Source organism: Salipaludibacillus sp. CUR1, from assembly GCF_021028955.1.
Taxonomy (GTDB): Bacteria; Bacillota; Bacilli; order Bacillales; family Salisediminibacteriaceae; genus Salipaludibacillus.
On sequence record NZ_JAIWPE010000038.1, the window covers coordinates 1 to 10068 of the forward strand.

General features: G+C 42.2%; 8 protein-coding genes. 1 reads left to right on the forward strand and 7 read right to left on the reverse strand.

Annotation, left to right across the window (positions count from 1 at the left end; genetic code table 11):
* Window positions 1–242: 242 nt before the first annotated feature.
* Window positions 243–1319 (forward strand): cytochrome-c peroxidase, encoded by a 1077-nt coding sequence (locus K8O68_RS08700; protein ID WP_230896509.1) that lies wholly within the window; start codon window positions 243–245, stop codon window positions 1317–1319.
* A gap of 164 nt (window positions 1320–1483) precedes the next feature.
* On the opposite strand, the gene K8O68_RS08705 is transcribed toward K8O68_RS08700, so the two are convergent.
* From K8O68_RS08705 to K8O68_RS08735, 7 genes are all read right to left on the reverse strand, one after another.
* Complete coding sequence (locus K8O68_RS08705) at window positions 1484–2935, reverse strand: ammonia-forming cytochrome c nitrite reductase subunit c552 (protein ID WP_230896510.1); 1452 nt, start codon at window positions 2933–2935, stop codon at window positions 1484–1486.
* 24 nt (window positions 2936–2959) lie between these two features.
* Window positions 2960–3469: a cytochrome c3 family protein gene (locus K8O68_RS08710; RefSeq protein WP_230896511.1), complete on the reverse strand. Its 510-nt coding sequence runs from the start codon at window positions 3467–3469 to the stop codon at window positions 2960–2962.
* Window positions 3470–3848: 379 nt separating this feature from the next.
* Window positions 3849–4751 (reverse strand): oligopeptide ABC transporter permease, encoded by a 903-nt coding sequence (gene opp4C / locus K8O68_RS08715; protein WP_230896512.1) that lies wholly within the window; start codon window positions 4749–4751, stop codon window positions 3849–3851.
* Between the two features lie 10 nt (window positions 4752–4761).
* Entirely contained in the window at window positions 4762–5727 is a 966-nt protein-coding gene (opp4B, locus tag K8O68_RS08720) for an oligopeptide ABC transporter permease (protein WP_230896513.1), read from the reverse strand.
* 62 nt (window positions 5728–5789) lie between these two features.
* Entirely contained in the window at window positions 5790–7562 is a 1773-nt protein-coding gene (gene opp4A / locus K8O68_RS08725) for an oligopeptide ABC transporter substrate-binding protein (protein WP_230896514.1), read from the reverse strand.
* A 45-nt stretch (window positions 7563–7607) separates the two neighbouring features.
* Window positions 7608–8597 (reverse strand): ABC transporter ATP-binding protein, encoded by a 990-nt coding sequence (locus K8O68_RS08730; protein ID WP_230896516.1) that lies wholly within the window; start codon window positions 8595–8597, stop codon window positions 7608–7610.
* Window positions 8597–9607, reverse strand: coding sequence for an ABC transporter ATP-binding protein (locus K8O68_RS08735; RefSeq protein WP_230896515.1), 1011 nt, complete (start codon window positions 9605–9607; stop codon window positions 8597–8599). The genes K8O68_RS08730 and K8O68_RS08735 overlap by 1 nt, the downstream gene beginning before the upstream one ends.
* Window positions 9608–10068 lie beyond the last annotated feature (461 nt).

Here is a 10068-nt window from a genome sequence, read left to right on the forward strand (position 1 = left end):
ATATTAATTAATAATTATTATTCCATTTTTATCCTATCATAGAGATTTCTGCTTGGTACGGTTAAAGTTTGAAAGGTATGTGAATTTAACTTACCACAATTTAGTGTGATCAAAGTCACTAATTGGAAAATGTTTCAAAATGTTCAAAATTACGAAAGTTTCTGATGAAACTCTTATTTATAATAATAATTAAAAAGGAGGTATAAAAAATAAATAATTAATTTTAATAAGGAGGATGACCCATGAAAAAGAAAGCTGGATTAATAACAAGTTTTGCTGTTATTACAACTCTTTTAATTGCCTGCGGAGGCACTGAAGATGCATCCTTACCGACAGAGGAAGCTGATGGGGCGGAGAATAATGGAGTGGAAACGGTTCATGACGACTCTTATGAAGAACTGGCCTCGATGTACCAACCTTTAGGAAATATGGAAATTCCCGAGGATAACCCTATGACGGATGAAACAATTGAGCTGGGAAAAACAATGTTTTTTGATCCCCGGCTATCAGGTGATGATTCTTTAAGCTGTGCGTCCTGCCATATACCCGCCTTGGGATATGGAGATGGAAAACCGGTTTTTGAAGGCTTTGAAGGCGTAGAGGGACCTAGAAATACTCCTACTATCATTAATTCTGGTTATTATACCTCCCTGTTCTGGGATGGACGAGCCGATTCTCTTGAAGCCCAGGCACTGGGGCCGATTGAGTCACCTATAGAAATGAACCAGGACCTGGATGAATTAGTCGTACAGTTGTCTGAAATAGATGGCTATGTGGAAATGTTCGACGAAGCGTTTGATGACGAAGTGACGATTGATAACATAGGGAAAGCTCTTGCTGCGTTCCAGCGTACAATTGTAATTGATGATACTCCTTTCGATGACTTCCTTGCCGGAGATTATAGTGCATTAAATGAGAAGGAAATAAAAGGAATGGAACTTTTTGCGGGAGATGCCGGCTGTATATCATGCCACGGCGGCCCGAACTTATCAGATGACAGCTTCCATAATATTGGTATGGAAACAGGAGATGAAGGACGTTATGAAGTAACAGGCGATGAAGCGGATAAAGGCGTTTTCCGTACTCCCGGCTTATACGGTATAGCTCACCGCGGCCCGTATATGCACAACGGAAGCCTGGAAACGTTGGAAGATGTTATTGATTATTATGATCATGGCGGAGATGATCACCCGAATAAAAGCGCTTTAATGGAAGAATTAAACTTATCTGAAGAGGAAAAAGAAGCACTCCACGCCTTTTTAATGGCCATGTCCGGAGAAAGCCCTCATGTGGATGTGCCGGCTCTTCCTGAAGACTAGTATTGTCTATATGCCAAGCCCCCGAGTTAACTGAGAATCTGTTACCGGTATTGCGCTTATGCTCAAGAATGCAAGCGAGTATTTTTGATCACTATACTAAAAAGAATGGCCCTAAGGGAGGGCCATTCTTTTTTTAGCTGTTTTAGTGCCAGTTTCTTTACTATTTAATCTTCCAATTCAAGCACGTTAGGGAAATAGTCGTTTGTCGCATGGGTATGTTTCAAGTCCGGATCTTCTTCATCATAAACTGTCTGGACAATCTTATCCATTTCTTCTTCCAGTTCATTAAAGTCGATTTCCAGCTTTGTCAGTTCTTCAATGGCAATCCGGATAGCTTCATTAGAAGCGTCTGAAGAAGTTCTCATCGCATCCATTCCTCCCTGAGGGTTATGGAAGCCGTCTGAGTTTTCTGCAGCTATAATATCCCAGAACCATTGCCCCTTACGTATATACCATTGCGCCTCTTCAATTCGCTCTTCAGGAGCACCGGCAGTAATCATGCGGTTAACATAATAATGAGCTCTGACAGAGTGTTCCTGTGTTTCATGCATTGCTTCCAGATGGCGATCTTGTATATTGTCTACTCTTTCGACCAGTTCAGATTCTGATTTGTCGGAGTGGCATGTACGGCATGTCTGTTCTACATTATCCATTGGAGATGACCAGTGATGGGATGTAATCTTTTTTGACCCGTCTGTTCTTTCATAAGGCATGTGACAGTCGGAACATGAGACGCCTGCTTCACCGTGCGGACCATAACTCCATTGTTCAAATTCCGGGTGCTGTGCTTTCAGCATCGGGGCGCCTGAAATACTGTGAATCCAGTCATAATCAAATCCTTGTTCAATTGCCTGATTCTCTTTGTATTCAAACATATCTTCAGGCTTCAAACCGTTATCCCACGGGAAAGTTACTTTTCCGTGTTCCGGCTCAAAATAGTATTCAACGTGACATTGAGCGCAAACATAAGTACGCATATCATTTTTACTTGCTTCCGTCACATCAATTCCTTTGCGCTCCATCGCATTTGTAAAGGACGGACGGGTGATTCTCAGTTCCATTGTTACCGGGTCATGGCAGTCAGAGCACCCGATGGACAGGTGGCCGTGTTCACCAAGCTCATCCACTTCATGCCCTTCACCGTAAGCAAGGGTTCTTGGAACAATTTCTTCTTCAAAGCTGGCTCCCCAGTAGTCGTCTCCCATCTCATCCAGGAGCTTGGGAACCGCCGTGCTTTTACAAGTCATACATGAACCGATTGAATCTTCATTTGTACGGGCGATTTCTATAGCATCTTCCACTGCATAGGTGTGGCCTCTGGTTAAATTATATTCAAGCATAAAGCCGTAGTTGTGGAATAAAATCGGAAGGTTCGGTTCTATTTCTTTAACAAACTTACTTGTGTTTTCATCTTCCGGCGTCATATTTTTTAAGTAACTTTCATAATGGAGCGGGAATTCGTCTTTAAATGCTGTATTTAAAATCTCATCAGGAGATAAGCCTGTCGTTTTATCCTCGCTCTCCTGGGCTTCTGAACTGGCACATCCTGCAATAATCACCAGGCTCATTACTATGGACAAAAAGAGAACAAGCTTTTTCCTCGATAAAAACCCCATCTTCTTCACCCTCTCTAAATGTTATTAACTTCTTGCATCGTATTCTCCAGGTTCGAACCAGTCAGCAGGTTTATAGCGTTTGTTTCCATGAGGGACATGGCGGTGGCAATCGATACATCCGCCTTCTTTTACATCGTGAAATTCAACATTTTCCAGGCTTGCTTCATGGCAGCTGATACAATTGGCTTCTATAACTTCCTGCGAGCCGTCAGTAGCATGAATAACATCCGGTACATCTTCCGAGCCGAGCGTATTCATATACATATGACTAACTCCTGCTTTAGCTTTAAAAGCAACCTTGGATGTTAAACTATCCGTTGGGGCATGACAGTCATTACAGGACAATGTAGCATGGTTCGATTCACTATATGATTGATAGGCAGTATCCATAATGTGACAGCTTGCACAGAATTCAGCAGAGTCTGTTGCTTTCATGGATCCCGCAGTACCAGCAAAAAGAGCAATTCCTAAAAAGACACCCCCTAAAATAAACAGTAACGCCCGCTTGTCGATCAACCGACGAAGTTTTTTCAACCCCCTTCACCCCTTCCTCAAATATAGAGTCCGCTTCATTTTCATTGTAGAAACTTTCTCCTAATGTCAACGTGATACTAATCACATTAAATATGAAGAAAATATGAACATCTGAAAGCTCTCTTTGTCGTTTTTTTTGAGTAAGGATAATTTATCGTTGATAGATTAATTTATCACTATAATGCAAGTTTTATTGAAATTAAATGTATTAATGGCGAATTTGTGAAAAGTTATCTAAAATGGTCGCCAAAAAGTAAAAAGATTAGAAAAAGTCTGCTGCCTGCAGACTTTGGAAAAGCCTTAAATTTATTCTTAGTGTGGATTTTTAAGTACAAAAAAAGAGATGAAGGCAAGACCTTCATCTCTAAATATAATAGGATTATCTTAAGGATTTAGGATTAAACGCGTCTTTAATCCCTTCACCAATAAAGTTAATTGCAAGAATCGTAAAGGTTATAGCTAATCCTGGCGGCACCCAGATCCACCAAGCATTCCTGATGACATGGGGCTGCCTCGCTTCCTGCATCATATTTCCCCAGCTTGGCGTTCCTGAAGGTACACCGAAACCAAGAAAACTCAAGGCTGTCTCAGCAACAATCATAACTGCAAGCAAGAGTGTCGCTTGAACAATGATCGTCGTCATAACGTTTGGAAGGACGTGTTTTCTGATAACTTTGAAAGGTGTCCCGCCGATTGATATGGCAGCCATGACATACTCATTTTCCTTCTCTGACATTGTTTTACTCCGGACCACCCTTGCTGCCCCTGTCCACGACAAGACACTTAAAACGACAATTAAAGCCCATATACCTGCTTCCCTGAAAATTGAAGCTAGAACAATTACGAATACAAGAAACGGGAAGTTCATCATGAAATCTGTAAAACGCATAAGCACTGCATCAACCCAGCCTCCGTAAAATCCGGAAATAGACCCGATGACAGTGGCAATTGTAACAACCGCGAACATACAGACAAATCCGATAGTCAAGGACGTTCTTGCTCCATACAGGAGTGAGGTCCATACATCACGCCCTGCATTATCCGTCCCGAGCAGGTAGTCTCCCCCCGGAGGGCTGTTCCTGTTAATAATATCCACACGTGATGGATCAAATGGCGCTATGACGGGGGCCAAATAAGCTAAAATAGTAACAACTACCAGAAAAGCCAAACTAATCATTGCCAGTTTATTCTTAAACAGTTTTCTTCGGGCTATAGCCCACGGGGACTGTTTCTTTGCTTTCTTTTCTAACTCTTCTGCTTTTTTAGTATCTATTGATGACATATCAACACCCCTATTCTACCCTGATCCTTGGATCAACCACGCCATATACTAAGTCAGCAATTAAATTCCCGACCAGTGTAGCAACAGAAAGCATCAAGGTAACAGCTACGACCACAGAAGAATCCCGGCGGTCGATGGAGGAAATCAGTAGTTCACCGATGCCCCGGTAGGCAAATACTGTTTCAATAATAACTGCTCCGCCGATAATACTGGCAATATCGAATCCGAACAGTGTCACAATCGGAATAATTGAATTCCGTAAAATGTGTTTATTATATATTTCATTTTCCGATGTTCCTTTAGCTCTCGCGGTACGTACATAATCCTTTTGAGAACTCTCGATTATATCATTTCTTAAAAATTGCGTATAACTGGCTGTTGTCAGTCCGCCGAGCACCAGAGCAGGTAACGCGGCATGGTGCAGCCGGCTTAAATAATACTCAAACGTCCCAGGAGTCACTCCTGATCCGACACTTCCCGTCGCAGGGAACCAGCCCAGTTGAAACGAGAAAAAGAAAATTGCAAATATAGCAGCAACAAAGCTTGGAATCGCAAGCATAAGATAGTTTATTCCCTGTATTCCATAATCCCCAGGTGTATACGGATGTCTTCCGGCATATCGTCCCATCGTAAACGCCAATATGTAAGTAATAATTAACGACATCACCGATAACAGTATCGTGTTCGGCAGCCGCTGTCCAATTACCTCTGTAACGTCCATCCTGTGAACAAAAGAACGCCCGAAATCCCATTGAACAACGCCGGCCATCCATCGGCCGTACTGAACATGCACGGGATCATTTAACCCTAAACGTTCTCTCATTTCTTCAATGTATTCCGGATCTGAGTTGGCTGGATCGATTTGCCCGGAAAGGGCATCCCCTGGCATAGCTAATGCCAGGGCAAATACCACCACAGAGATCATGACCATGATTGGAATCATGATGAGTATTCTTCTTAAAGTGTAAAGTAACATGATCATTTCTCCTTGATTAGCATGGTTTCATGCATTCTTTCCGATTTCACATAAAATGAAAATTACTGTTCACGGTACCATAAGTGCGGATCTGTAATCGCATCACGGATATCAACAGTCACTCCGCCAACATCTGAAGCAATACCATACACATCCACAGGAGAGTTCAATGGAATTAATGGCAGTTCATCGTTCACCAGCTGGTGCCATTCCTGGTAAACTTCACGGCGGTAATCATCATCAAATGCTTCCTCACTAAGTCCTCTTTCAATTAACTCATCAGATTCTTCATTCACCCAACGAGGGAAGTTCCAGAAATCATCAGATTTCCATAGGCCTGTTGGATCAGGGTCTGCTGCAAGTCCCCACGCACCCATAAAGAGGTCAATGTCAGCATCGTCTTCTTCTACTAAATCGTAGAACAAGTTAAATTCAAATAACTGGCCATCTTGCAATCTGGCGTTAATGCCTGCATCTTGTAAGTTTTGAACAATATATTGCGCACGCGGTTCAGAGATTTCAGTTCCTGACATAGCCATGAAGTTAACCGTAAACTCCTCGCCGTCCGGTGTTTCAACAAATCCGTCGCCGGTCTGGTCTTCATAGCCTGCTTCAGCAAGCAGTTCCTGTGCACGCTCTGGATCGTATTCGTACTGGTTTAAATCAGTTTCATCAGGGTAAGCCCAGCTGATTACTGATTCCGGAGCATTAATTACCTGACCATATCCTTCACTGAAGGAATCAATAATTCCCTGACGGTCAATCGCATGTGCAAATGCGTGGCGAAGTTCTTTACTATGGAACTTTTCATTATCCATGACGTTTTGTTCGCCGTCCCAATGTCCAAGTTTGAACCCGATATAGCTGTAGGAAAGAGCTTCAATCTCTTCAAGATACACCCGGTCGTCTCCTTCAACCGTTACTGCCTGGCTTGGCGGAAGATCGATAATATCTACTTCCCCTTGAGCAAGCAGCTCAGCTGCCTGGGCTCCGTCAATAACGCGGTAGACAACTCCATCTAAATTGGGAGTACCTCTCCAGTAATCTTCAAATGCTTCAAATTCAACTTGTTCACCAGAAATAATGTTTGTCACTTGATAAGCGCCAAGACCTACAGGCTCGCGTCGGATTTCGTCCGCATCTTCAAGGTCTGCTACGTCAATATGCTCCAAGTGAGCTTTTGGCATCGGATACGTCCAAAGCTGATCGACTGCGTTCGGCATCGGTTCATTGAAAGTTACACTTAGTGTGTAATCATCTTCAATTTCAACACCGGATAAAGAATCAGCATCGCCGCTGTTATATTCTTCAAAACCTTCAATGATGTTTACATTTGAAACACGAGGTCCTGTGTAATCTTCATGAGCAATAACTTCCCATGCATATTCAAAGTCTTCTGCAGTCAGCTCTTCGCCGTTATGCCACATAACGCCTTCTTCCAAGTGGAAAGTAACAGTCAAATTATCGTCTGACCATTCCCAGTCATGGGCTAAATGAGGTTCAGGACGAAGATCATCACCTGTTTTTACTAAAGCATCTCCGTTGAAAATTTTAAGAGCTAAGCTGTCATCCTGTCCTTCATAATGAGCCCAGTCAAACAGTCCGGCAAACGGCTGAGTAAAACCGTATGTTACCGTTCCACCCTGCGGCGCATCTTCCTGAGCTGTGTCATTATCTTCATTGCCGTCATTGTTTTCATCATTATTTACATCCGCATTATTTGCATCATTGCCGTTGTCAGCAGGATCAGCGTCATTATTTCCGTCGTTTCCGCCACATGCAGCTGCAAAAATGGATGTTGTCAGAAGCACTGAAAGTAAAAGCGATTTTTTCATCCTTGTAATTCCCCCTGTTCAAATGTTTGATTAGCATAGGTTGGTCTACTCGTAAAGCAAGCACGAAACTCTGTGTTCCTTGTTCACCTCCTTTAATTGAGGCTTCTTCCCGCTGCATTCAGGCATTACCTGTGGACAGCGAGGATGGAACGGACATCCCACTGGAGGATTCTGCGGACTTGGAACATCGCCCGACAAAATAATTCGTTCACTTTTGTTTCTCGGATCCGGCTGTGGGATAGCAGAAATTAATGCTTGCGTATACGGATGCTTAGGGTCTTTGTATAAATCATCAGCATCCGCAACTTCAACTAAGTTACCCAGATACATAACACCGATGCGGTCGCTCATATGTTTAACGACGCTTAAGTCGTGAGCGATAAACAGTAAAGTTAAATCAAATTCGTCCTGAAGCTCTTTCAGCAGGTTAAGCACCTGCGACTGGACGGATACATCCAATGCTGATACAGGCTCATCCGCTACAATCAATTTAGGTTTTAAAGCAAGAGCCCGTGCAATACCAATTCTCTGGCGCTGTCCGCCTGAAAATTCATGCGGATACTTATAGTAAGCATCTTCAGGGAGCCCAACTCTTGTTAATAGATTCATAACTTCATCTTTTAACTTACTTTCACTGCCTTTGCCATAGTTAACTAACGGTTCTGATACAATACTTCCTACCATCATCTTCGGATTTAAGGAGGCATAAGGATCCTGGAAAACCATCTGGATATCCTGGCGTAAATTACGAAGCTGTGTGCCCCGAAGGTTTGTTATATCTTTCCCCTCAAAGAAAATTTTTCCTTCAGTAGGTTTAAATAAACGGGTGATCGTACGGCCGGCGGTAGATTTCCCGCAGCCTGATTCACCTACGAGCCCGAAAGTTTCTCCACGTTTTAATTCTAATGAAATATTATCAACTGCTTTTACATCGCCAATTTTACGGCGGAAAAAACCGCCCCTTACAGGATAATATTTTTTTAACTCCTCTACTTTAAGGAGGTGTTCTGATCGGTCTTTTTGCTGTTGAGTCATCATCTTACCTCCGATTTTTTCTCCGGCTTGCTCGCATCATACAGCAGACAGCGAACCGAATGTCCTTTCTCCGTCTCCCCGAGCTGCGGATCAATTTTCCGGCATTCCGGCATAGCTTCCGGACAGCGGTCCACGAAACGGCAGCCTACTTCCGGCATATTTTTTAAGGAAGGTACAATTCCTTTAATCGTATTTAAAACCTCTTTTTCTTCTTCCATACGCGGAATAGAGCTTAAAAGAGCCCGCGTGTAAGGATGTTTAGGGTCATAAAAGACTCTGTCCACGTCTGACTCTTCAACTACCTGGCCTGCATACATTACAACGACACGGTCTGCCATTTCTGCCACTACACCAAGGTCGTGAGTAATCAGCATTACGGCCATCCCCACTTCATCCTGAATCTTTTCGATCAGTTCAAGAATCTGAGCCTGGACAGTCACATCGAGAGCTGTAGTCGGCTCATCCGCAATAAGCAGCTTCGGCTGGCAGGCAATGGCCATCGCAATCATGACACGCTGCCTCATTCCTCCGGAAAGCTGGTGAGGATATTCATGGACAATCTGCTCGGACCTGGAGATACCTACTTGCTTAAGCAGAGAAATACTTTTTTGGCGGATTTCTTCTTTTTTAGCGTTCGTATGATTAATAAGAACCTCGTCCATTTGGAAACCGATAGTTAATACAGGGTTTAAAGCTGTCATTGGTTCCTGGAAAATCATGCTTATATCTTTTCCGCGGATCTGATTCATTTCTTTATCGTTTAAAGGCACAAGGTCTTTTCCTTTGAAAAGAATTTCGCCCTTATCTATTTTTCCATTGTGCTTAGGCAGAAGTTTCATGATAGACAGAGACATAACACTTTTTCCGCATCCTGATTCTCCGACTACGCAGACAACCTCTCTAGGCTTTACGCTAAACGAGACGTCCTTTACCGCATGGTGGGTTTCTCCACCTATATCGAACCCGGTATGCAGATTTTTTATCTCCAGAAGCGCTTCTTGATTGCTCATAGGATACCAAACCCTTCAATATTTTCTGAAAATAGTAAAAAATAGTATTAAGTAGAATAGTATTATAGCTTTAAATACATGTCAATATTAAACAATATTTACGATAAGGTAACAACTCTGTAACTCTTTAGAGCCTTTCTTAAGGTATAATAAGAAAAAAGCTGCAATACGACACAAGTTTAGAGGACTGCCTTTCCAAGCGCAGCCGGAGCTTTCTATTAAAATGAAGCAATCCTTTTGTTACTGTAGTGTTCCACTTGTATATACATTATTTTACTATAAAGTTTTATAGATTGTACCATAATCCATTATTCTGAAATATCCAACAATAGAACTGTTTTTATTATTATATAAATAAAATTATTGAATAATCAGATAAAATAGATTAAAGAGAAATTAATTTAAAATAATTTCCATCATAGGTTATTATACTACTTTTTTTTACACATTGCACACTATTT

Bases quoted from the DNA above. Each gene is read 5' to 3' on its own strand.
- K8O68_RS08735 (WP_230896515.1), bottom strand. From the start codon at position 9,607: ATGAGCAATCAAGAAGCGCTTCTGGAGATAAAAAATCTGCATACCGGG.
- opp4B (WP_230896513.1), bottom strand. From the start codon at position 5,727: ATGTTACTTTACACTTTAAGAAGAATACTCATCATGATTCCAATCATG.
- K8O68_RS08700 (WP_230896509.1), top strand. From the start codon at position 243: ATGAAAAAGAAAGCTGGATTAATAACAAGTTTTGCTGTTATTACAACT.
- K8O68_RS08730 (WP_230896516.1), bottom strand. From the start codon at position 8,597: ATGACTCAACAGCAAAAAGACCGATCAGAACACCTCCTTAAAGTAGAG.
- opp4C (WP_230896512.1), bottom strand. From the start codon at position 4,751: ATGTCATCAATAGATACTAAAAAAGCAGAAGAGTTAGAAAAGAAAGCA.
- opp4A (WP_230896514.1), bottom strand. From the start codon at position 7,562: ATGAAAAAATCGCTTTTACTTTCAGTGCTTCTGACAACATCCATTTTT.
- K8O68_RS08705 (WP_230896510.1), bottom strand. From the start codon at position 2,935: ATGGGGTTTTTATCGAGGAAAAAGCTTGTTCTCTTTTTGTCCATAGTA.